This window comes from Inquilinus ginsengisoli (assembly GCF_050434925.1).
Classification (GTDB): Bacteria; Pseudomonadota; Alphaproteobacteria; order DSM-16000; family Inquilinaceae; genus Inquilinus; species Inquilinus ginsengisoli_B.
The window spans coordinates 6,990,747-7,013,089 of sequence record NZ_JBNDJK010000001.1 but is presented as its reverse complement, the minus strand read 5'-3'; the positions used below and the strand labels follow the sequence as shown (position 1 = coordinate 7,013,089).

General features: G+C 70.0%; 19 protein-coding genes. 17 read left to right on the top strand and 2 right to left on the bottom strand.

Annotated elements, in window-relative coordinates:
- The first annotated feature begins 298 nt into the window (after window positions 1-298).
- The 6 genes from QFZ27_RS33045 to QFZ27_RS33020 are packed head-to-tail and all read left to right on the top strand — an operon-like array spanning window position 299 to window position 7,055.
- Window positions 299-1,891: an ABC transporter substrate-binding protein gene (locus QFZ27_RS33045; RefSeq protein ID WP_429230704.1), complete on the top strand. Its 1,593-nt coding sequence runs from the start codon at window positions 299-301 to the stop codon at window positions 1,889-1,891.
- 2 nt (window positions 1,892-1,893) lie between these two features.
- Window positions 1,894-2,871, top strand: coding sequence for an ABC transporter permease (locus QFZ27_RS33040; protein WP_429230703.1), 978 nt, complete (start codon window positions 1,894-1,896; stop codon window positions 2,869-2,871).
- Window positions 2,871-3,698, top strand: a complete 828-nt coding sequence (locus QFZ27_RS33035; RefSeq protein ID WP_429230702.1) for an ABC transporter permease — start codon at window positions 2,871-2,873, stop codon at window positions 3,696-3,698. The genes QFZ27_RS33040 and QFZ27_RS33035 overlap by 1 nt, the downstream gene beginning before the upstream one ends.
- A complete protein-coding gene (locus QFZ27_RS33030; RefSeq protein ID WP_429230701.1) occupies window positions 3,695-5,308 on the top strand; it encodes an ABC transporter ATP-binding protein in 1,614 nt (537 codons plus the stop codon). The genes QFZ27_RS33035 and QFZ27_RS33030 overlap by 4 nt, the downstream gene beginning before the upstream one ends.
- Window positions 5,305-6,252 (top strand): 2-hydroxyacid dehydrogenase, encoded by a 948-nt coding sequence (locus QFZ27_RS33025; RefSeq protein ID WP_429230700.1) that lies wholly within the window; start codon window positions 5,305-5,307, stop codon window positions 6,250-6,252. Before QFZ27_RS33030 ends, QFZ27_RS33025 begins: the two co-directional genes overlap by 4 nt.
- A 14-nt stretch (window positions 6,253-6,266) precedes the next feature.
- Window positions 6,267-7,055: a class II aldolase/adducin family protein gene (locus QFZ27_RS33020; RefSeq protein ID WP_429230699.1), complete on the top strand. Its 789-nt coding sequence runs from the start codon at window positions 6,267-6,269 to the stop codon at window positions 7,053-7,055.
- Here QFZ27_RS33020 and QFZ27_RS33015 read toward each other — a convergent pair.
- Window positions 7,043-7,768 (bottom strand): GntR family transcriptional regulator, encoded by a 726-nt coding sequence (locus QFZ27_RS33015; protein ID WP_429230698.1) that lies wholly within the window; start codon window positions 7,766-7,768, stop codon window positions 7,043-7,045. The two genes, QFZ27_RS33020 and QFZ27_RS33015, sit on opposite strands and share 13 nt — an antisense overlap.
- 101 nt (window positions 7,769-7,869) lie before the next feature.
- Here QFZ27_RS33015 and QFZ27_RS33010 point away from each other — a divergent pair, with 101 nt between their 5' ends.
- Genes QFZ27_RS33010 through QFZ27_RS33000 form a run of 3 tightly spaced genes read left to right on the top strand, consistent with a single transcriptional unit; the run spans window position 7,870 to window position 11,199 of the window.
- On the top strand, window positions 7,870-8,901 hold the full coding sequence (locus QFZ27_RS33010) for a histone deacetylase family protein (RefSeq protein ID WP_429230697.1): 1,032 nt from the start codon (window positions 7,870-7,872) through the stop codon (window positions 8,899-8,901).
- Complete coding sequence (locus QFZ27_RS33005) at window positions 8,874-9,926, top strand: phosphotransferase (RefSeq protein WP_429230696.1); 1,053 nt, start codon at window positions 8,874-8,876, stop codon at window positions 9,924-9,926. Before QFZ27_RS33010 ends, QFZ27_RS33005 begins: the two co-directional genes overlap by 28 nt.
- On the top strand, window positions 9,919-11,199 hold the full coding sequence (locus QFZ27_RS33000) for an aspartate aminotransferase family protein (protein WP_429230695.1): 1,281 nt from the start codon (window positions 9,919-9,921) through the stop codon (window positions 11,197-11,199). Before QFZ27_RS33005 ends, QFZ27_RS33000 begins: the two co-directional genes overlap by 8 nt.
- A 212-nt stretch (window positions 11,200-11,411) precedes the next feature.
- On the opposite strand, the gene QFZ27_RS32995 is transcribed toward QFZ27_RS33000, so the two are convergent.
- On the bottom strand, window positions 11,412-12,440 hold the full coding sequence (locus tag QFZ27_RS32995) for a LacI family DNA-binding transcriptional regulator (protein WP_429230694.1): 1,029 nt from the start codon (window positions 12,438-12,440) through the stop codon (window positions 11,412-11,414).
- A 146-nt stretch (window positions 12,441-12,586) separates the two neighbouring features.
- Between QFZ27_RS32995 and QFZ27_RS32990 the strand changes: the two genes are divergently transcribed.
- From QFZ27_RS32990 to QFZ27_RS32955, 8 genes are all read left to right on the top strand, one after another.
- Window positions 12,587-14,503 (top strand): ABC transporter substrate-binding protein, encoded by a 1,917-nt coding sequence (locus QFZ27_RS32990; RefSeq protein WP_429230693.1) that lies wholly within the window; start codon window positions 12,587-12,589, stop codon window positions 14,501-14,503.
- A 316-nt stretch (window positions 14,504-14,819) separates the two neighbouring features.
- Window positions 14,820-16,256, top strand: a complete 1,437-nt coding sequence (locus QFZ27_RS32985) for an IS1182 family transposase (protein WP_429224230.1) — start codon at window positions 14,820-14,822, stop codon at window positions 16,254-16,256.
- A 137-nt stretch (window positions 16,257-16,393) separates the two neighbouring features.
- Window positions 16,394-17,380 carry an ABC transporter permease gene (locus QFZ27_RS32980; protein WP_429230692.1) on the top strand — a complete coding sequence of 329 codons (987 nt, stop codon included), beginning with the start codon at window positions 16,394-16,396 and terminating at the stop codon, window positions 17,378-17,380.
- A gap of 10 nt (window positions 17,381-17,390) precedes the next feature.
- Entirely contained in the window at window positions 17,391-18,521 is a 1,131-nt protein-coding gene (locus QFZ27_RS32975) for an ABC transporter permease (RefSeq protein ID WP_429230691.1), read from the top strand.
- Window positions 18,499-19,557: an ABC transporter ATP-binding protein gene (locus QFZ27_RS32970; protein ID WP_429230690.1), complete on the top strand. Its 1,059-nt coding sequence runs from the start codon at window positions 18,499-18,501 to the stop codon at window positions 19,555-19,557. Before QFZ27_RS32975 ends, QFZ27_RS32970 begins: the two co-directional genes overlap by 23 nt.
- Window positions 19,550-20,605: an ABC transporter ATP-binding protein gene (locus QFZ27_RS32965; RefSeq protein WP_429230689.1), complete on the top strand. Its 1,056-nt coding sequence runs from the start codon at window positions 19,550-19,552 to the stop codon at window positions 20,603-20,605. The genes QFZ27_RS32970 and QFZ27_RS32965 overlap by 8 nt, the downstream gene beginning before the upstream one ends.
- Window positions 20,598-21,446, top strand: coding sequence for a 5-deoxy-glucuronate isomerase (locus QFZ27_RS32960; RefSeq protein ID WP_429230688.1), 849 nt, complete (start codon window positions 20,598-20,600; stop codon window positions 21,444-21,446). Before QFZ27_RS32965 ends, QFZ27_RS32960 begins: the two co-directional genes overlap by 8 nt.
- Window positions 21,443-22,207 (top strand): SDR family oxidoreductase, encoded by a 765-nt coding sequence (locus tag QFZ27_RS32955; protein ID WP_429230687.1) that lies wholly within the window; start codon window positions 21,443-21,445, stop codon window positions 22,205-22,207. Before QFZ27_RS32960 ends, QFZ27_RS32955 begins: the two co-directional genes overlap by 4 nt.
- Window positions 22,208-22,343: the final 136 nt, after the last annotated feature.

Genomic DNA, 22,343 nt, shown 5'->3' with positions numbered 1-22,343 from the left:
CCGGTCAGCGCCGGGCCGCCGTCGCCGCCTTCGCCTTTGCTGCATCGGCGCTATGCCACCGGCCTGGAGTAGCGATGCGGCGGGGCGCCAGCAGTGGCCGGCCTGATCAAATCCTGGGCAATCCGCCCCGGATCGATCCAGCCGGCCCCGATCGCCGACCGCCCCGCCCCCACGGCCCTTGACCGTCGAATTATGATGCATCAAACATGATGCGCCAGATGGCACGGGATTTGCAAAAGCCGGATCTCGGGCGGCGGGACCTGACCGGCCGGCCAGCAGCACGGGAGGCGATCGAAGAATGGACAGCCATGGTCTGACGCGGCGGCATCTGCTCGCCACCGCCGGGGCGCTCTCGCTCCTCAGCCTCGCCGAGGCCAGGGCCCAGGGTGTGGTGCCCAAGGCCGGCGGCACGCTGACCACCGTGATCACGCCGGAGCCGCCGCTCCTGGTCCCGGGCGTGAACAACCAGGGGCCGACCCTGATCGTCGCCAGCAAGATCTATCAGGGGCTGATCAGCTACGCCCCGGACCTGACGCCCCTGCCGGCCTTGGCGAAGAGCTGGGAGCTGTCGGACGACAAGCTGACCTACACCTTCCATCTGCAGCCGAACGTGACGTTCCACGACGGCAAGCCGATGACGGCCGACGACGTGATCTTCTCGATCATGAAGTTCCACATGGAGCTGGCGCCTCGCGCCCGCGGCGTGTTCTCGAAGATCAAGGCGGCGGAGGCGCCGGACCCGCAGACCGTCAAGCTGACGCTGGATTCGCCGTTCGAGCCGTTCCTGCTGATGTTCGACGTCACCACCTGCGCCATCGTGCCGAAGCACCTCTATGACGGCACCGACTATCGCAACAACCCGGCGAACCAGCATCCGGTCGGCACCGGCCCCTTCGCCTTCGACGCCTGGCAGCGCGGCAGCTTCATCCGGCTGAAGAAGTTCGCCGGGTACTGGAAGCCCGGGCAGCCCTATCTCGACCAGATCATCTACCGGATCGTGCCGGACAGCCAGAGCCGGGCCCTGGCGCTGGAGACCGGCCAGGTCCAGATGACCCAGTTCAACGACATCGAGCCGTTCGACGTGCCGCGGTTCCAGCAGCTGCCGACCGTGATGGTCGAGACCACGGGCTGGGAATACTTCGCGCCGCTGATGTGGCTCGACCTCAACAACCGGGTGAAGCCGCTCGACGACGTCCGCGTGCGCCAGGCGATCAGCCACGCGCTCGACCGCGACTTCATCGTCAAGCGGCTGTGGTTCGGCGTCGGCAAGCCGGCGACCAGCCCGATCGCCTCGGCCACCCGCTATCACGACCCCGACGCCAGGCTGCAGGCCTACGACCTCGAGGCGGCGGCCAAGCTGCTCGACGATGCCGGGCTGAAGCCCGACGCCAACGGCGTGCGCTTCACCATCAAGCACCTCGCCATCCCCTATGGCGAGATCTGGTCGCGCCTGTCGGAATACATCCGCGCCTCGCTCGGCAAGGTCGGCATCCAGGTGGTGCTGGAGACGACCGACGCCGGCAGCTGGGCCAAGCGGGTCGGCGACTGGGACTACGAGAGCGCGATCAACTTCGTCTACCAATACGGCGACCCGACGCTGGGGGTCGAACGCACCTATGTCAGCAGCAACATCAAGAAGGTGACCTTCGCCAACACCGAGGGCTATTCCAACCCGGCAGTCGACAAGCTGTTCGAGACGGCGCGGATGTCGGCCGACTCCGAGGTGCGGAAACAGGCCTTCTATGATGTGCAGAAGCTCCTGACCGACGAGGTGCCGGTGGTCTGGCTGATGGAGATGAGCTTCCCGACCATCCATGACCGCCGGGTGACCAACCTGATCACCACCGGAACCGGCGTGCACGCCTGTTTCGACGACGTCTTCATCGCCTGACCATGGCGCGGCTCCTGCTCCTGCTCGGCCGGCGCCTGGTCAAGATGGTGCTGGTCGTGCTGGCGGTCGCGGTGGTCAGCTTCCTGCTGATCCATGCCGCTCCCGGCGACCCGGCCAGCGTCATCGCCGGCCAGTCCGGGGCGGCGGACCAGCAGCTGGTCGACCAGCTGCGCCAGCAATTCGGCCTCGACAAGCCGTTGATCACCCAGCTCGGCATCTATCTCGGCCACGTCGCCCAACTCGACCTCGGCTTCTCCTATCCGCAGCAGCGCAGCGTCGCCTCGCTGATCCTGGAGCGGCTGCCGGCGACGCTGCTGCTGACCGGCACCGCCTTCCTGCTGGCTCTCCTGGCCGGCGTGGTCGCGGGCGTGATCGCGGCGCGCCATGCCGGGCGCTGGGTCGACAGCGTGGTCACGGTCGTCGCCCTGTGCTTCTACGCCACGCCGATCTTCTGGGTCGGGCTGATGCTGGTGCTGGTGTTCAGCGTCTGGCTGAACTGGCTGCCCAGCTTCGGCAGCTCCACCGTCGGCGCCGACCTGACCGGAATCGCCGCGGTGCTCGACATGCTGTGGTACCTGACCCTGCCGGCGGTGACGCTGGGCCTGTTCTACATGGCGGTCTATGCCCGGATGACCCGCGCCTCGATGCTGGAGGTGGCGGACCAGGACCATATCCGCACCGCCCGGGCCAAGGGCGTGCCGGAAGGGCGGATCCTGCGCCGGCACGTGCTGCGCAACGCGCTGCTGCCGATCGTCACCCTGGCCGGCATCCAGGCCGGGCAGCTGGTCGGCGGCGCCGTGCTGGTCGAGACCGTCTTCGCCTGGCCCGGCATCGGCCGGCTGGCCTTCGACGCGCTGCTGGCCCGCGACTACCAGCTGCTGCTCGGCGTCTTCCTCTGCACCTCGGTGCTGGTGGTGCTGTTCAACCTGGTGACCGACTTGCTGTACCTGGTGATCGACCCGCGGGTGGAGGCGGTGTGATGGCCCGGGCCTTCCTGCGCCACAAGGGCGCCGTCATCGGCCTCCTCTTCCTGGTCGTGCTCGGCCTTGTCGCCGTGCTGGCGCCGCTGCTGTTCCCGTTCTCGCCCTGGGACATGCAGGGCGCGCCCTTCACCCCGCCGGGCGAGGACCATTTCCTGCTCGGCACCGACTCGCTCGGGCGCGACGTGGCCGCCGGCATCGCCTATGGCGCCTCGGTCTCGATGCTGATCGGCGTGGTCTCGACCCTCGCGGCCGTCGGCATCGGCGTGCTGCTCGGCGCCCTGGCCGGCTATGCCGGCGGGTGGGTCGACGATCTGGTCATGCGCTTCACCGAGATCTTCCAGACCGTGCCCGGCTTTGTCCTGGCCATCGTCGTGGTCGCGATCCTGACGCCCAGCCTGGGGTCGATCGTGGTGGCGATCGCCGTCGTCTCCTGGCCGCCGGTGGCACGGGTGGTGCGGGCCGAATGCCTGTCGCTGCGCCGCCGCGAATTCGTCCAGGCGGCGGAAGTGCTGGGCCGGTCGCACGCCGCCATCATCTGCCGCGAGATCCTGCCCAACGTCGCCTCCTCGGTGGTGGTGCTGGCCAGCCTGATGGTGGCGACCGCGATCCTGCTCGAATCCTCGCTGTCCTTCCTCGGACTCGGCGACCCCAACCTGATGTCCTGGGGCTTCATGATCGGCAGCGGCCGCAGCGTCATCCGCCTGGCCTGGTGGATGAGCGTCTTCCCTGGCGTCGCGATTTTCCTGACCGTGCTGTCGCTCAACCTGGTGGGGGAGGGGCTCAGCGACGCCCTGAACCCGCGCCTGGCGAGGAGGCGGGGATGAGCCTGCTCGAGATCACCGGCCTCACCGTCGGCCTGCCGCCGGGCGGCGACCGGCCGGACGCCGTGGCGGACGTCTCGCTGAGCCTGGCGGCCGGCGAGATCCTGTGCATCGTCGGCGAGAGCGGGTCGGGCAAGTCGGTCGCGACCGCCGCGGTCACTGGCCTGCTGCCGAAGCAGCTGCCGGTCCGGTCCGGCCGCATCCTGTTCGAGGGCCGCGACCTGCTGGCGCTGAAGCCGGAGCAACTGCGCGCCCTGCGTGGCGCCCGCATCGGCATGATCTTCCAGGAGCCGATGACGGCGCTGAACCCGCTGATGCGGGTGGCCGACCAGATCGCCGAGGTGCTGCAGGTGCACGGGCAGCGCCCCGGCAACCGGGTGGCCGAGCTGATCGACGCGGTCGGCCTGCCCGATCCCGCGCGGATCGCCCGGTCCTACCCGCACCAGCTGTCCGGCGGGCAGCGCCAGCGGGTGATGATCGCGATCGCCCTGGCGCTGGAGCCGGCGATGCTGGTGGCCGACGAGCCGACCACGGCGCTCGACGTCACCACCCAGATGCAGATCCTGCGGCTGATCAAGTCGATCCAGCGCCGCCGCGGCATGGGGGTGATCTTCATCACCCATGATTTCGGCGTGGTGGCCGAGATCGCCGACCGCGTCGCGGTGATGCAGCACGGCCGCATCGTCGAGATCGGGACGGCGCAGGAGGTGCTGAACGCACCGGCGCACCCCTACACCCGCGCGTTGATCCGTGCCGTGCCCCGCTTCGAGGGCCAGGCGCCGGGCGGCGCGGCCGTCGGATCGGAAATCCTGGTCGCGGCGCGCGGCATCCGCAAGACCTACCGCTCGCACGGGTTGTTCCGGCGGCCGGCGACGACGGCGATCGACGGCGCCACGATCGAGATCCGGCGCGGCGAGACGCTCGGCCTGGTCGGCGAAAGCGGCTCGGGCAAGTCGACCCTGGCGCGGACGCTGGTCCGGCTGGTGCGGCCCGACGACGGCAGCATCGTATTCGATGGCGCCGACCTGCGGCCCCTGTCGCGGTCCGGCTGGCAGCCCTACCGCAAGCGCATCCAGATGGTGTTCCAGGACCCCTTCGCCTCGCTCAACCCGCGGCGGCGGGTGGGCGAGATCATTGCCGAGGGGCCGATCGCCCATGGCGTGCCACGGGCCCAGGCCGAGGCCGAGGCCTTGGCGCTGCTCGACCTGGTGCGTCTGGACCGCGCCGCCGCCGACCGCTACCCGCATGAGTTCTCCGGCGGCCAGCGCCAGCGCATCGGCATCGCCCGGGCCCTGGCGATGAAGCCGGAGCTGCTGGTCGCGGACGAGCCGGTCTCGGCCCTCGACGTCTCGGTCCAGGCCCAGGTGCTGGACCTGCTGCGCGACCTGCGCCGGCGCCTCGGCCTGTCGATGCTGTTCATCACCCACGACCTGCGCGTTGCGGCCCAGATCTGCGACCGGGTCGCGGTGATGCGCCGCGGCGAGATCGTGGAGCAGGGCGACATCGCCGCGGTCTTCGCCGCCCCGGCCCATGACTACACGCGCGAGCTGCTGGACAGCATCCCGGGCCGGCACTGGACGCCGCCGGCCCTGGCGATGGAGCCGGCGGCATGAGACACGCGGTGTCCAGCGCGCCGACCGTCCTCCTGCTCTCCACCACCCTCGATCTCGGCTATCTGGTCGAGCCGATGCGTGACGCGCTGCCCGGCGCCGATGTCCGGCTGTGGCCGGATGCCGATCCGGACTCGGTGGAGATGGCGATCTGCTGGCGGCCGCCGGCGGGCGTGCTGGCCGGCATGCCGCGGCTGCGGTTGATCCATTCGATCGGCGCCGGGATCGACCACATCACCGCCGACCCGGACCTGCCGGACCGGCCGCTGTGCCGGATGATCGACGGCGCCATGGCGGCGGGGATCCGCGAATACGTCCTATGGTCGGTGCTGTATTTCCACCGCGACTTCGACGTCGCCGCCCGCCAGCGGGCGCAGCGGCTGTGGCGGGCGCGGGCGCCGGTCCCGGCCGGGGAGTGGACGGTCGGCGTGCTGGGGCTGGGTGCGATCGGCCTCGGCGTCGCCGCGGCCCTGCGCGACCTCGGCTACCGGGTGCGCGGCTGGTCGCGCAGCCCGAAGCAGGTCGACGGCGTGGAGTGCTTCGCCGGGCCGGAGGGGCTGGTGCCCTGCATCGAAGCCTGCGACGTGGTGGTGTCGATCCTGCCGCTGACGGCGGATACGCGGCGCCTGTTCGACCGCGAGGTGCTGTCGCGGCTGAGGCCCGGCGCCGCCTTCGTCAATGTCGGCCGTGGCGAGCAGCTGGTGCTGGACGACCTGCTGGGCCTGCTCGACGAGGGACATCTGCGCGGCGCCGTGCTCGACGTCTTCGAGGTCGAGCCGCTGCCGCCGGACCATGCCGCGTGGGCGCATCCGGCGGTGGTGGTGACGCCGCATATGGCGTCGCGCACCGACCGGCGCGACATTGCCCGCCAGGCGGCGGAGAATTATCGCCGCGCCGTCGGCGGGCAGCCGCTGATCGGGCGGGTCGAACGCGAACGAGGCTATTGAGGGAGGAGGCCCGGATGGACGGACACCTGACGGCGGTGCCGACCGGCATGAGCGAGGCGGAGTGGACGACGCGCTGCGACCTGGCGGCGCTGTACCGGCTGGTCGCGCATTTCCGGATGACCGACCTGATCTACACCCATATCAGCGCCCGGGTGCCGGGACCGGAGGACCATTTCCTGATCAACCGCTACGGCGTGCTGTTCGAGCGCATGCGCGCCAGCGACCTGGTCAAGATCGACCTCGACGGCCGGGTGGTGGGCCATGTGGTGGGCGGCGCCGATGCGGCGATGGACCAGGAGGTGAACGCCGCCGGCTTCACCATCCATTCGGCGATCCACGCCGCCCGGCATGACCTGGTCTGCGTCATCCACACCCACACCGCCGCCGGTATTGCTGTCTCGGCGCAGAAGCAGGGCCTGCTGCCGATCAGCCAGCACGCGCTGAAATTCTACGGCCGGCTGGCCTATCACGGCTATGAGGGCATCGCCCTCGACCTCGACGAGCGCGACCGGCTGGTGCGCGACCTCGGCGACCGCCAGGCGATGATCCTGCGCAATCACGGCTTGCTGGTGGCTGGGCGCAGCATCCCGGAGGCGTTCAACCAGATCTACTATCTTGAGCGCGCCTGCCAGGCGCAGATCCAGGCCCTGGCCGGCGGGGCGGAGCTGGTGCTGCCGCCGGAGGAGGTGCGCCTGCACACCGCCGAGCAGTTCCGCCGCGGCGCCACGCTGGAGCATTGCGAGAAGGGATGGAAGGCCGCGCTGGTCCTGGTCGAGGACCAGAAACCACCCTACTGGTCGTGAGGCGGGGCCTCGGCCTCCAGCACTTTACGCTGCAGGATGACCTCGCCGCCCTTCAGGATGTCCTGCGCGATCGCGCGCCGCGCCGCCGGGCCGTCGCCGGCGCGGATCGCCTCCAGCACCGGATAGTGATGCTCGATCATCGACCGGCCGCCGGCCTCGTACAGCTCGGAAATCAGCGGCCCCATCCGCATCCACAGCGGCTTCAGGATGCCGGCCAGCGTGGGCAGCCCGGCGATCGCCGGCAACGCCAGGTGGAACTGCTCGTTCAGGGCGATGGCGGCGGCGGTGTCGCCGCGGCGGATCGCCGTCTCGTTCTGGCGGATCAGCCGTTCCAGCAGCTTCAGGTCCTTCGGCGCCGCCCGCGCCGCGGCCCGCTCCGCCGCCAGCCCCTCCAGCTCGATCCGGATGTCGCGGATCTCAAGATACTGCGGCAGGGTCAGGGACGGCACCCGGATGTCGCGCAGGCTGCGCAGGATCAGCACCTGCTCCTGCACCAGGCGCAGGATGGCGTCGCGCACCGGCGTCACGCTGGTGCCCATCTGCTGCGCCAGGGGGTCGCGGATCCGCAGCCGCTCCCCGGGGCGCAGCGCTCCTTCCATCAGCGCCGCGCCCAGCTTGGCGTAGACGATGTCGCCCAGATTCTCGTGGTCGATCGCATCCAGGCCCGGCACCGGGCGGGGCTTCTCGGTCGTCGGCGGCGTCGTGCTGTCCATGCGGCGGGGATGGTGCGAAAAGTCGTGATGATGCATCATACATCAGTGACGCCAGGGCGGTCGAGGCCGGCCCGCTGCCCTTCGACGAATGGGACGATCAGATGAAGGTCTTCTGGAACGACATCCAGCGCAGCCATGCGCCGCAGTTCTTCCTGCAGCGCGGCCAGCTGCGCCGCAACTTCGAGGTGCCGGCCCGGGCCGAGGCGCTGCTGGCCGCGGTGCATGAGATGAAGCTCGAAGTGGTCGAGCCGCCGGCCGTCGACCGCGCCGCGCTGCAGTCGGTGCACGCGCCGGACTATCTCGACTTCCTGGAGCAGGCCTGGGCGGAGTGGTCGGCGCTGCCCGATCACGGGCCCGAGCTGGTGCCGAACATCCATCCGAGCCCGGAGATGCTGGCCCAGGGCGCCAGGCCGTCCGGCACCATCGTCGGCAGGCTCGGCTGGTACACCGCCGACACCTCCTGCCCGATCGGGCCGCAGACCTGGGCGGCCTCCGTCGCAGCCGCCGCCTGCGCCGTGGCCGCGGCGGACGAGGCGGCGTCCGGCCGCGCCGCCTATGCGCTGGCCCGCCCGCCCGGGCACCACGCCTACGCCGCAAGGGCCGGTGGCCACTGCTACCTGAACAATGCGGCGCTGGCGGCGCAGCGGCTGCGCGACCGCGGCGCCAGGCGCGTCGCCGTGCTCGACATCGACGCCCATCATGGCAACGGCACCCAGGGCATCTTCTGGGACCGGGCGGATGTCTTCGTCGCCTCGGTCCATGGCGACCCGAACCGCTATTACCCCTGGTATGTCGGCCATGCCGGCGAGACCGGCGGCGGGGCGGGGGAAGGGGCGAACCTCAACCTGCCGCTTGCCCTCGGCACCGGCGACGAGGGCTGGCTCGCCGCGGTCGACCAGGCGGTGGCGGCCGTCGGGCGGGCCAGGGTCGATGCGGTGGTGGTCAGCCTCGGCTTCGACGCCTCGAAGGATGAGCCGCTGGCGGCGCTGCAGGTGACCGAGGACGGCTTCGCCCGGGCCGGCGAGAAGATCCGGGCGCTCGGCAAGCCGGCCGCGATCATCCAGGAGGGCGGCTATGCCGTCGACAAGCTCGGCCGGCTGCTGGCGTGCTTCTTCGACGGCTTCTCCGGCTGATGGCGGCGGAGCATCTCTCGCTGCAGGACGCCGAGCGGCTGGTCCTCGACCATTACGGCATCGAAGGGCGCGCCGAGGCCCTCAGCAGCGAGCGCGACCAGAACTTCCGGATCGAGACCGCGGCCGGGCTGCGCGTGCTGCTGAAGGTCGCCGACCCGGCCGAGGAGCGGCTGGTCACCAACTTGCAGACCGCGATGCTGCAGCATCTGGAGCGGGCGGATCCCGGTTTGCCGGTGCCCCGGATCCTGCCGGCGCGGGACGACGCCGCGGAGATCGAGCTGGAGGCCGGCGGCACACGGCGGGTGGCCCGGCTGCTGTCCTTCCTGGACGGGGTGCCGTTGCCGTCGGTCGCCGCGCGCTCGCCGCGCCAGCGCCGGCGGATCGGCGGGCTGGCCGGCCGCACCGCCGCGGCGCTGGCCGGGTTCCGCCACCCGGCCGAGGCGCATGGGCTGATCTGGGACATGGCCGGCGCGGCCCGGTTGCGCGACCTGCTGGGCGAGATCGAGGATCCGGACCGGCGGGCGCTGGCCACCGCCGCCCTCGACCGTTTCGACGGCACGGTGGCGCCGGCCCTGGCCGGGCTGCGCCGGCAGATGGTCCATGCCGATGCCAACCCCAGCAACATCCTGGTCGACCCGGCCGATCCCGACACGGTCACCGGCCTGATCGATTTCGGCGACGCGGTGCGCACCGTGCTGGCCACGGACGTGGCGGTCGCCGCCGCCTACCACCTGGCCGATGCCGACGATCCGCTGGGGCCGGCCGGCGAGCTGATCGCCGGCTACCACGCCGCCCTGCCGCTGCGGGCGGAGGAGATCGAGCTGCTCTGCGACCTGATGGCGACGCGGCTGGTGATGATCGTGGTGATCGGCGCCTGGCGCGCCCGCCGCCATCCGGAGAACCGCGACTACATCCTGCGCAACAACCAGACGGCCTGGGCGCGGCTGCGGCGCCTGGCCGATCTCGACCGGCAGGCCGCCGCCGACTGCCTGCATCGGATCTGCCGCGAGGACTCCCATGGCTGACGACCGCACCGCCGCTTTGCGCGCCCGCCGCGACCGGCTGCTGGGCCCGGCCTACCGCCTGTTCTACGACGAACCGCTGCATGTCGTGCGCGGCGAGGGCGTCTGGCTGACCGGCGCCGACGGCGGCCGCTATCTCGATGCCTACAACAACGTCGCCTCGGTCGGGCATTGCCATCCGCATGTCGTCGGCGCGCTGGCGCGGCAGGCCGCGGTGCTGAACACCCACACCCGCTATCTCTCGGAGGGCGTGCTCGACTACGCCGAGCGGCTGCTGGCGACCTTCCCGCCGGAGATCGGGCATGTGATGTTCACCTGCACCGGCAGCGAGGCCAACGACCTGGCCCTGCGGGTGGCGCGCACCGTCACCGGCGGCACCGGCGTCATCGTCACCGACTGGGCCTATCACGGCGTCACCGTGGCGCTGGCGGAGATGTCGCCGTCGCTCGGCAGCGCGGTGCGGATCGGCGACCATGTCCGCCTGGTCGCGCCGCCGGACGCGTATCGCGAGCCGGGCGATGTCGGCCAGGCCTTCGCCGCCCGGGTGACGGCCGCGATCGAGGACATGCGCCAGAACGGCATCACGCCGGCGGCGCTGCTGGTCGACACCATCTTCTCCAGCGACGGCGTCTTCGCCGATCCCGCCGGCTTCCTGGCCCCGGCCGCGGCGGCGATGCGGGCGGCCGGCGGGCTGGTGATCGCCGACGAGGTGCAGCCCGGCTTCGGCCGCTCCGGCGGGATGTGGGGCTTCGCCCGGCACGGATTCGTCCCGGACATGGTCACCATGGGCAAGCCGATGGGCGACGGCCATCCGATCGCCGGCATGGCGGCGCGGCCGGAGGTGCTGGCCGAATTCGGCCGGCGGACCCGCTACTTCAACACCTTCGGCGGCAACCCGGTCTCGGCGGCCGTGGGCATGGCGGTGCTGGACGTGATCGAAAGCGAGGGGCTGGTCGCCAACGCCCGCGACACCGGCGCCGTCCTGGCCGAGGCGCTGCGGGCGCTGGCCAACCGACATGCCGCCATCGGCGATGCGCGCGGCGCCGGGCTGTTTCTCGGGGTCGAGCTGGTGCGCGACCGGGCGACGCGCGAGCCGGACGGCGCGCTGGCCGCGCGCGTCGTCAACGGCCTGCGCCGCCGGCGGGTGCTGGTCAGCAGCTGCGGCCGGTATGGCAACGTGCTGAAGCTGCGCCCGCCGCTGGTCTTCGGCCGCGAGCATGCCGAGATCCTGGTCGACGCGCTGGACCGCACTTTGGCGGATCCGGACGGGGCGTAGCCGAGAGTCCAGCGTGCCCGGTCGTTGCCTCTCCAGGCAGGACCTTTTCACAACATGCACCCCTCGCCGTCATTGCGAGGAGGCGAAGCCGACGAAGCAATCCATCGTCCCGCACGAGCGGCTGCATGGATTGCTTCGCTGCGCTCGCAATGACGGTGTTTAGAATTGTGAGGAGCTCTTGCTTGTCGGGAGACGTTCGGCGTGGCCTGCTCCTAAGTGGTCGCGCGCTCGACCAGCTCGGGCTCGATCACGATCGAATGCTGCAGGCTGCGGCCTTCGATCCGGTCGATCAGCATGCGCATGGCGGCATCGCCCAGGTCCTGCTTGGCGACATGGATGGTCGACAAGGGCGGGTTCACCAGCCGGGCCGGCAGGATGTCGTCGCAGCCCAGCACGGCGATGTCGCCGGGCACCGCCAGCCCCGCGTCCCGGATCACCGACAGGGCGCCGATCGCGATCAGGTCGTTGTAGCAGATCACCGCGTCGATCCCGGCGCCGCTGTCGGACAGCCGCCGGGCGGCGGCGATGCCGCCCTCCAGGTCGGGCGTCGCCGATTCCTCGGCCGCGAGGTCCAGCCCGTGCTCGGCCAGGGCGTCGAGGATGCCGGCGCGGCGCATCCGGCCGCTGTAGGAGGTCGCCGGGCCGCCGATATAGGCGATGCGGCGGCGGCCACGGCCGATCAGCAGCCGGGTCGCGGCGGCCAGGCCGGTGCGGAAGTCGATCTCGATCGTGCCGGCGACCCGGCGCGGCATCGGCCGGTTGATCAGCACTGCCGCCCGGTGCTGCTCGATCGCCTGCTGCAGCCGCTTGTCCTCCAGCCGGGCGCTGCAGACGATGACGCCATCGACCCGGCGGTCCAGCAGCGTCGCCAGCACCTCCGCCTCGCGCTCCGGGTCCTCGACCACGTTGCAGGTCAGGAGGGTGAAGCCGCGGGCCCGCGCCGCCAGCTCGGCGCCCTTGATCACCTCCGGGAAGAACGGGTTGCCGATATCGGGCACCACGATGCCGACGGTGTAGGAGCGGTCGCCCTTCAGCCCCTTGGCGAAGGTGTTGGGCCGGTAGGCCAGGCTGGCCGCCGCCGCCAGCACCCGGGCCCGGGTCTCCTCACTGGCGCCGCCGCGGCCATTCATCACCCGCGACGCCGTCATGGTCGAGACGCCGGCCGCCGCCGCCACATCCGTCAGGGTGGCGCCCCGGGGCAGGGGTTTCGGGCCGTTCTGCATGTTATCGTTAACTGTCACGCTCGCTACGCTCTGGCGAGGTTGGGCATTCAATCAAAGGAATACGTAGAACTTCCTTGGACCGCAAGTGGGATTGACGAACGTTAACGTTAACGATATTGAGTCGGACATAAGGTCGAAGACCAACCCAGAGGGAGGACTCCAGGATGGGCGCCGGAACACGCGCGCTGTGGGGCGCGGCTCTGATCCCGATGCTTTTCTTTGCCACGGCGGCCGCGGCCGCCGATTACCGTGAGGCACCGGTCCTTGCCGCCGAGGTGACGGCCGGCAAGCTGCCGCCGGTGGCGCAGCGGCTGCCGGAGCACCCGCTGGTGGTGACGCCGCTGGAGAAGGTCGGCAAATACGGCGGCACCTGGCGGCAGGCCGTGGTCGGCGGCTCCGACGGATCGATGGAGCGGACCATCGGCTATACCCGGCTGGTGCGCTGGAACCCGGCCTGGACCGATGTGGTGCCCGACGCCGCCGAATCCGTCGAGGTCAACGACGACGCCACCGTCTTCACCTTCCATCTGCGGAAGGGCATGAAGTGGTCGGACGGCCAGCCCTTCACCGCCGACGACATCATGTTCTGGTACCAGGACGTGCTGATGAACCCTGAGCTGACGCCGTCGGCGCCGCGCTGGCTCCGGGCCGGCGGCAAGCCGGTGACGGTGGAGAAGATCGACGACGAGACCGTCCGCTTCAGCTTCGCCGCGCCGAACGGCCTGTTCCTGCCGGCGATGGCGACGCAGCTCGGCTCCGACATCCTGGCGGCGTCGCCTGCCCATTACCTCAAGCAGTTCCACAAGAAGTACAACCCGGACGGCATCGACGCCCTGGTCAAGGCGGCCGGTGCGCCGAACTGGACGACGCTGTTCCAGAACCGGACCGCCTATCAGAACGCCAGCCGCTGGCGCGATGTCGGCCGGCCGGTGCTCGACCCCTGGGTGCTGACCGTGGGCTACAGCGGTACCAGCCAGGTGGTGGCGGTCCGCAACCCGTATTTCTTCAAGGTCGATACCGAGGGCAACCAGCTGCCTTATATGGACCGGGTCACCTATGACGTGGTCGGCGACACCCAGGGGCTGGTGCTGAAGGCGATCAACGGCGACCTCGACATGCAGGCCTACGGCCTCGACGGCATCGAGAACCAGGCGGTGATGGCCCAGCATAGGGAGCAGGGCGGCTATCGCCTGTTCCGGGCCCGGCCGGCCTATTCCAACTCGATGCTGATCTGCCTGAACCAGACGGTGAAGGACGAGAGCCTGCAGAAGGTGTTCCAGAACCGCGACTTCCGCATCGCCCTGTCCTACGCCATCAACCGCGACGAGCTGAACGAGCTGATCTATGCCGGCCTGTCGCGGCCCTACCAGGCGGCGCCGCGGCCGGACATGGCGCTGTACGACGAGACCATGGCCACCCAGTACACCGAATACGACCCGGCCAAGGCCAACCAGCTGCTCGACGCCGCCGGCTTCGACAAGAAGGATGGCGACGGCTTCCGCCTCGGCCCCGACGGCAAGCGCATCTCCTTCGACATCGATGCCCTGGCTTCGCGCAAATACCATGTCGATGCGCTGGAGCTGATTCGCAAGTACTGGCGCGACGTCGGCATCGACATGCAGGTCAAGGCGATCGAATCCTCCTTCGCCTTTGCCCGCCAGCTGGCCAACGACCAGCAGGGCCTGGTCTGGCTCGGCGGCGGCGGCTACGACTTCCTCGGGCTGCTCGACCCGAAATGGTACTTCCCCTACGAGAACCAGTCCGCCTTCGCCTCGGCCTGGGGCATCTGGTACCAGAACCCGAAGGACCCGAACGGGGTCGAGCCGACCGGCCCGGCGCGCGAGCAGCAGGAGCTCTACGAGCAGCTCAAGGCCCAGCCGACCACCGCCCGCCAGATCGAGGTGATGAAGAAGCTGTTGGCCATCACCCGCGACCAGTTCTGGGTGATCGGCACGGTGATGCAGCCGGACAATGTCGGGGTGGTGAAGACCAACATGCACAACGTGCCGGAGGCGATGCCGGACACGGTCTTCTACATGACCCCGGGGCCGACCAACCCGGAAACCTACTTCTACGAGTGAGAGGCTCGTAGCGATGCATCCCATGCCGTCATGGCGAAGGCCTTCGGCAGGCGCCTGCCGAAGAGAAAACGAGTCCCCCCTCCCCCTGCGGGAGGGGGGTAGGGGGAGGGGGTTCTCTCGGCCGGGTCCAGTCTCGACCACCGCGATACGGCTTGAACGGCAAGTCGGCTCCGTTGCGCATTCGCGCGCGGACGCGCGCAGACCCCTCCCCCTAGCCCCCTCCCGCAACAGCCCGTGTGGAAACCCACTGGCGGGGGATTCTAGAGGCCGGTCCGGTGTGATCTACTGCTTCGACAAGACATTCGGAGTGGCGGTGATGGTTCATGTGACGGGGGAGTCGCGGTATCAGCGGTTGCTGATGGCACCGAGCCTGGACGAGATCGTCGCTGCCGAGCATCCGGTGCGGGTGATCGACGCGTTTGTGGCCACGCTGGACCTGAGGGATCTGAAGTTCGGCAAGGTGGAGGCGGAGAGCACGGGCAGGCCGCCGTACCATCCCGGCGATTTGTTGAAGCTGTACATCTACGGCTACCTCAATCAGATGCGGTCGAGCCGGCGGCTGGAGCGGGAATGCGTGCGCAACCTCGAAGTGCACTGGCTGGTCAACCGGATCACCCCCGCCTTCAAGACCATCGCCGACTTCCGCCGCGACCATGTCGCGGCCATCACCGGGGTGTGCCGCGCCTTCATGCAGTTCTGCCGCGGGCAATCGCTGTATGGCGGTGAACTGGTCGCCATCGACGGCAGCAAGATCGAGGCCGTGGCCAGCCGCAAGAAGGTGCTGACGCCGGCGCTGCTGGAGAAGCGGGCGGCGGCGCTGGACGCCAAGATCGCCGAGTATCTGGCGGCGATGGACGAAGCCGACCGCCAGGAGGCGGCGACGGAGGCCGGACCGACCGATGTGGCCCGGGCCCTGGCGGTGCTGCAGGCCAAGCGCGACACGGTCCAGGCCCAGGCCAAGGCCCTGGCCGGGGCAGGGCTCAGTCAGACCGTGACCAGCGAGCCCGACGCCCGCTTGATGAAGACCGCCCGCCATGGCCATCAAGTCGCCTACAACGCCCAGAGCGCGGTCGACGGCAAACACGGCCTGATCGCCGCCTTCGATCTGACCCGGGACTGCAACGATCAGACCCAGCTCCTGCCGATGGCCCAGGCGGCCAAGGAGAGCCTGGCGGTCGAGACCCTGACCGTGGTCGCCGACACCGGCTATTCCAACGGCACCCAGGGCCAAGCCTGCGCCGAGGCCGGCATCACCGCCGTGGTGCCGCGCCAGACGGTCGTCAATCCCAAGAACGCCGATCTGTTCTCCCGCGACGCCTTCACCTACGACCCGGCCCGCGACTGCTGGACCTGCCCGGCCGGCGAGATCCTCACCCTCGTCTCGGTCTCCCAACCCGAGCAGAAGAACACCTATGCCACTCCGGCCTGCGCCGCTTGTGCCATCAAGGTCCAATGCACCAGGGGCAAACGGCGCAAGGTCACCCGCCACTTCCATGAAGACGCCCGCGAGGCCATGCACCGCCGTGCCGTCGAGGATCCCGGCTGGATGCAGCGCCGCCGCGAACTCGTCGAACACCCCTTCGGCATCATCAAATGGATGATGGGCTATCCACGCTTCCTGCTCCGCGGCCGGCGCAAGGCCAAGGCCGAACTCGCCCTCATGGTTCTCGCCTTCAATCTCAAGCGAACCATCACCACCCGCGGCGTCCCACTCCTCCTCGCCGCCCTCCAACCCACTCCCGCCGGGCCATGACTGGCCCACTCGACCTAAATCTTCTGTCCCCTCTGACCCCTCAAGCAAATCCCCACACTTCTCACACGGGCTGGCAAGGGGAGGGGGGACAAGATTGGAACCATGGCCCGCGCCGCCGGCGAACATGGGAGGCCGCGATGCTTCGCTTCCTGCTGCGCCGCCTGACCTACATGGCCGTGACGCTGGCCGCGGTCTCGGTCGTCGTCTTCATCGTCATCCAGCTGCCGCCGGGCGACTTCCTGACCAGCTATGTCGCCCGTTATTCCGAACAGGGCGGGTCGGTCGACACGGCGATGCTGGAGTCGATGCGGGCCCAATACGGGCTGGGCCAGCCCTGGTATGTGCAGTACTGGCGCTGGATCTCGAACATCGTCTTCGAAGGCGATTTCGGCCAGTCCTTCGACTGGAACCGGCCGGTCTCGGTGCTGCTGTGGGACCGGCTGGGCATGACCCTGCTGCTGTCCTTCATCACCCTGATCGTGACCTGGGCGGTGTCGCTGCCGATCGGCATCTACAGCGCGGTGCGGCGCTACTCGACGCTCGACTACCTGGTCACCTTCCTCAGCTTCCTCGGCCTCGCCATCCCCAGCTTCCTGCTGGCCCTGGTGCTGATGTTCGTGCTGTCGCGCAGCTTCGGCGCCGATGTCGGCGGCTTCTTCTCGGCCGAATACATCAACGCGCCGTGGAGCTGGGGCAAGGTCGCCGATCTGGCGGCGCATCTGTACCTGCCGGTCTTCGTGCTGGCGGTGCACGGCACCGCCTCGCTGGTCCGGATCATGCGGGCCAACCTGCTGGACGAGCTGAACAAGCCCTATGTCACCACCGCCCGCGCCGCCGGACTGCCGGAGATGACGGTGCTGCTGCGCTATCCGGTGCGGGTCGCGCTCAACCCCTTCGTCTCCACCATCGGCTGGATCCTGCCGAACCTGGTCTCCGGCACCGTCATCGTCGGCGTCGTGCTCAGCCTGCCGACCGCGGGGCCGCTGCTGCTCGGCGCGCTGCTGACCCAGGACATGTACCTGGCCGGATCCTTCATCCTGATGCTCAGCGCGCTGACCATCCTCGGCAGCTTCATCTCCGACCTGCTGCTGGCGTGGCTCGACCCGCGCGTGCGGCACGGCTGAGGGAGGATTCATGACCATTGCCGACCCCGCCGCGATCCCCGCCCCGCGCCGCGCCACGACCGCGGAGAAGGGGCAGTGGGCGCTGATCTACCGGCGCTTCCGCCGCCACCGCCTGGCGTGGTGGAGCGGGGTGGTGGTGATCGCGATCTACGCCGTCGCCGCCTTAGCCGAATTCGTCGCGCCGTATGGGCCGGAGACCTACAGCTCGCGCTACACCTACGCCCCGCCGCAGCTGCTGAAGTTCGGCGGCCATGATGCCCAGGGCAATTTCGTGCTGGCCTATGTCAACGGCATCAAGAGCACGGTCGACCCACTGACGGTGCAGCGCACCTATGTCAGCGACCCGAAGGCGGTGATCCCGGTCGGGCTGTTCGTGAAGGGCGAGCCGTACCATCTGCTCGGCCTGATCCCCTGGGACCGGCACCTGATCGGCCCGGTCGACGCCAAGGCGCCGTTCTACCTGTGGGGCGCCGACCGGCTGGGCCGCGACGTGCTGTCCCTGACCATCCACGGCGCCCGGGTGTCGATGTCGATCGGCCTGGTCGGGGTGGCGATCAGCCTGTTCCTCGGCATCCTGCTCGGCGGGATGTCCGGCTATTACGGCGGCTGGATCGACGAGGTGGTGCAGCGCACCATCGACCTGTTGAAATCGATCCCGACCGTGCCGCTGTGGATGGGCTTCGCCGCCGCGATCCCGACCAACATCGCGCCGCTGATGGTCTATTTCTGGATCACCGTGATCCTGTCGCTGATCGGCTGGACCGACCTGGCGCGCGTCGTCCGCGGCCGCTTCCTGTCGCTGCGGACCGAGGATTTCGTGCTGGCGGCGCGGCTCGACGGCTGCTCGCAGCAGCGGGTGATCTGGCGGCACATGGTGCCGTCCTTCACCAGCCACATCATCGCCTCGGTGACGCTGGCGATCCCGGCCATGATCCTGGCCGAAACCGCGCTCAGCTTCCTCGGCATCGGCCTCAAGCCGCCGGTGATCAGCTGGGGCGTGCTCTTGAAGGACGCGCAGAACCTGCTGGCCGTCACCACCGCGCCCTGGCTGTTCATCCCGGGCATCGCCGTCGTCGTCGCCGTGCTGGCGCTCAACTTCCTGGGGGATGGGATCCGCGATGCCGCCGACCCCTACAACTGAGCCGCTCCTGCGGGTCGAGGACCTGCGGGTGCAGGTCGGCACCGATGACGGGGTGATCCGCCCGGTCGACGGCGTCAGCTTCGAGCTGGCGGCCGGCAAGACCCTGTGCATCGTCGGCGAATCCGGCTCGGGCAAGAGCATGACCGGCCGGGCGCTGATGAACCTGCTGCCGGAGCGGATGCATATCGCTGGCGGCAGCATCGCGTATCGCACCGGGGCCGGCCCGGTGGTCGACATCGCCGCCCTGCCGCCGCGCGGCCCGGCGATCCGCGCCATCCGCGGGGCCGAGATCGCGCTGGTGTCGCAGGAGCCGATGGCGGCGCTGTCGCCGGTGCACACCATCGGCCAGCAGCTCGACGCCGTGATCCGCCAGCATATGGGGCTGGGCCGCAAGGCGAGGCGCGAACGGGCGCTGGAGTGCCTGGCCGATGTCGGCATCCCGAAGCCGGCCGAGCGGCTGGACAGCTATCCCTTCGAGTTCTCCGGCGGCATGCGCCAGCGCGTCTGCATCGCGCTGGCGCTGTCCTGCGGCCCGCGGCTGATCATCGCCGACGAGCCGACCACCGCGCTCGACGTCACCACCCAGGCCAATATCCTCGACCTGTTCAAGAAGCTGCAGGCCGAGCACGGCCTGTCGATCCTGTTCATCACCCACGACCTGGGCGTGGTCGCCGACGTCGCCGACCAGGTGGCGGTGATGTATCTCGGCCGGGTGGTGGAGCGCGGGTCGGTCGACCAGCTGTTCTACGACCCGCAGCACCCCTACACCCGGGCGCTGCTGCAATCGGTGCCGACTTTGTCGCGGCAGCGCGTGCACCGGCTGGCGGCGATCCGCGGCATGGTGCCCTCGGCCTTCGACCGGCCAACCGGCTGCCCGTTCCATCCGCGCTGCGACCAGGCGGTGGCCGGGCTGTGCGACCGGCACGACCCGCCGGAGACGGCGCTGGGCCCCGGCCGCGGCGCGCGCTGCGTGCTGCTGGAGCAGCCGGCGGCCCCCCGATCCGAGGTTCAGACGCGGAGCGTCCAGCATGCCTGAGCTCGCTCCCGAGAACCTGGTCGAGCTGCGCGACCTGCGCATGGAGTTTGCGCCGCGCAAGCGGCTGTTCCGCTCCGGCATGGCCAATCCGGTCCGCGCCGTCGACGGCGTGTCCTTCGACATCCGCCGCGGCGAGACGCTGGGGCTGGTCGGCGAATCCGGCTGCGGCAAGTCGACCGTCACCCGCTGCATCCTCGGCGCCCACCGGCCGACCGGCGGCACGATCGCCTATCGCGACCCGCAGGGGCGGGTGGTCGACCTGGCGGCGCTGACCGAGGCGCAGCGCCGGCCCTACTGCACCGACCTGCGCTTCGTGTTCCAGGATCCGCAGGCGTCGCTGGACCCGCGCATGACCGTGGTCGACCTGGTCGGCGAGGTGCTGCGCGTCAACCGGCTGGCGACCGGCCGCGAGATCCCCGGCATCGTCGCCGGGCTGATGGAGCGGGTCGGCCTGCGGCCCGAATACGCCCACCGCTACCCGCACGCCTTCTCCGGCGGTGAGCGCCAGCGCATCGGCATCGCCCGGGCGCTGGCCACCCGGCCGCGGCTGGTGATCCTGGACGAGGCGGTGTCGGCGCTGGACGTCAGCGTCCGGGCCCAGACCCTGAACCTGCTGAAGGACCTGCAGGAGGAGTTCGGGCTGACCTATCTGTTCGTCAGCCATGACCTCAGCGTCATCCAGTACATCTGCGACCGCGTGGTGGTGATGTATGTCGGCCAGATCGTCGAGAGCGCGCCGATCGACGCGCTCTATGCCCGGCCGCGTCACCCCTACACCGAGGCGCTGCTGTCGGCCCTGCCGGTGCCGGACCCGCGGCGCCAGCGGCAGCGCCGGCGCATCCAGCTGAAGGGCGAGGTGGCGGACCCCGCCAACCGCCCCACCGGCTGCGCCTTCCATCCGCGCTGCCGCTTCGCCACCGAGCTGTGCCGGACCACTGCGCCGCCGCTCAAGCATTTCGGCGGCCATGCGGCCGCCTGCCACTACGCCGAGGAGCTCGACCTCCGCGGCGTCCTCTCCGACCCGAACCCGCAGGTCGCCCATGCCTGACATCATCCGCCGCCACGACAACGGCAATCGGCCGATCCTGCATCACGACGCCCGCATGGCCAGCGTGCATTTCAACCTGGTCCGGCTCGGCCCGGGGGAGGTGTTCGAGACCCGGCTGCCGGAGCATGAGGCGATCCTCGCCGTGCTGTCCGGCACGGTGGACATCGCGGTCGACGGCGAGGCCTTCGCTGCGGTCGGCCGCCGCGCCGACATCTGGTCCGGCCCGGCGGATTCGGTCTACGCCCCGGTCGGCAGCGCCATCCGCATCGCGGCCGGCGCCAAGCGTGCCGAGGTGGCGATCGGCGGCGGCGTGACGACGGAGCGCCACCCCGCCTTCCGCATCCTGCCGGAGGAGGTGGTGATGGTCGAGGTCGGCTCGCCGGAGACGCACAGCCGGCGCCGGATCTTCCACATCCTCGGCCAGAACGGGCAGGGGCGGGCGGGGCGGCTCCTGGTCAGCGAGCTCTATGCCGATGACGGGTGCTGGAACGGCTATCCGCCGCACAAGCACGACACCGACGTGCCGGGCCAGGACGGGCCGCGCGAGACCGCGCATGACGAGCTGTACCATTTCCGCTACGACCCGCCCTCCGGCTTCGGCGCCCAGCTGATCTACCAGGACACGGGCGAGCCGGAGGCGTTCCTGACCCGCGATGGCGACACCTTCACGGTCGATCGCGGCTATCACCCGACCGTCACCTCGCCGGGCCACCGCGCCTACATCTTCACCGTCATGGCGGGGAAGACGGAGCGCGGCCTGGTGCAGTATTTCGATCCCGAGCACGCCCATCTGATGGACCGGATCCCCGGCATCCAGGCGATGCGGGAGAAGTTCCGATGACCACCCTGTTCGACCTGACCGGCAAGCGCGCTCTGGTCACCGGCTCCTCGCGCGGCCTCGGCTTCTCGGTCGCCGCCGCGCTCGGCCGGCACGGCGCCACGGTGATCCTGAACGGCCGCGACGACGGCCCCCTGGGCCAGGCGGTCGGCAAGCTGCGCGACGAAGGCATCGGCGCCCATGCCGCCCGGTTCGACCTGACCGACGCCGAGGCCGCCGCCGCCGCCATCGGCCAGGCGGTGCAGTCGGTCGGGGCGATCGACATCCTGGTCAACAATGCCGGCGTCCAGCTGCGCAAGCCGTTCCTCGACTTCGCCATCGAGGACTGGCGGATGATCCTCGACGTCCACCTGATCGGCAGCGTCGTCGCCGCCAAGGCGGTGCTGCCGGGGATGGTCGAGCGCCAGGCCGGCAAGATCATCAACATCTGCTCGCTGATGAGCGAGCTGGGCCGGCCGACCATCGCGCCCTACTCCTCGGCCAAGGGTGCGCTGCGCATGCTGACCCGCAACCTCGCGGTCGAGTTCGCCCGGCACAACATCCAGGTCAACGGCATCGGCCCCGGCTATTTCGCCACCGAGCTGAACCGCGCCCTGATGGACGACCCGGAGTTCGACGCCTTCGTCAAGCGCCGCACCCCCGCGGCCCGCTGGGGCCATCCGGACGAGCTGGGCGGCGCCGCCGTGTTCCTGGCCTCCGGCGCTTCCGACTTCGTCAACGGCCAGATCATCTATGTCGATGGCGGCCTGCTCGCGTCGGTGTAGGCGCGGCCGCAACAGGGAAGACCTGGGGAGATCGGGGAGCTGATTTTGGGTTGCCTCTCCCGCCTGGCGGGAGAGGCAATCCGATTGCGCGTGTGTAAAGCAGCCGCTCGCGAGAGCGGAGACCAAGGAGACGCTT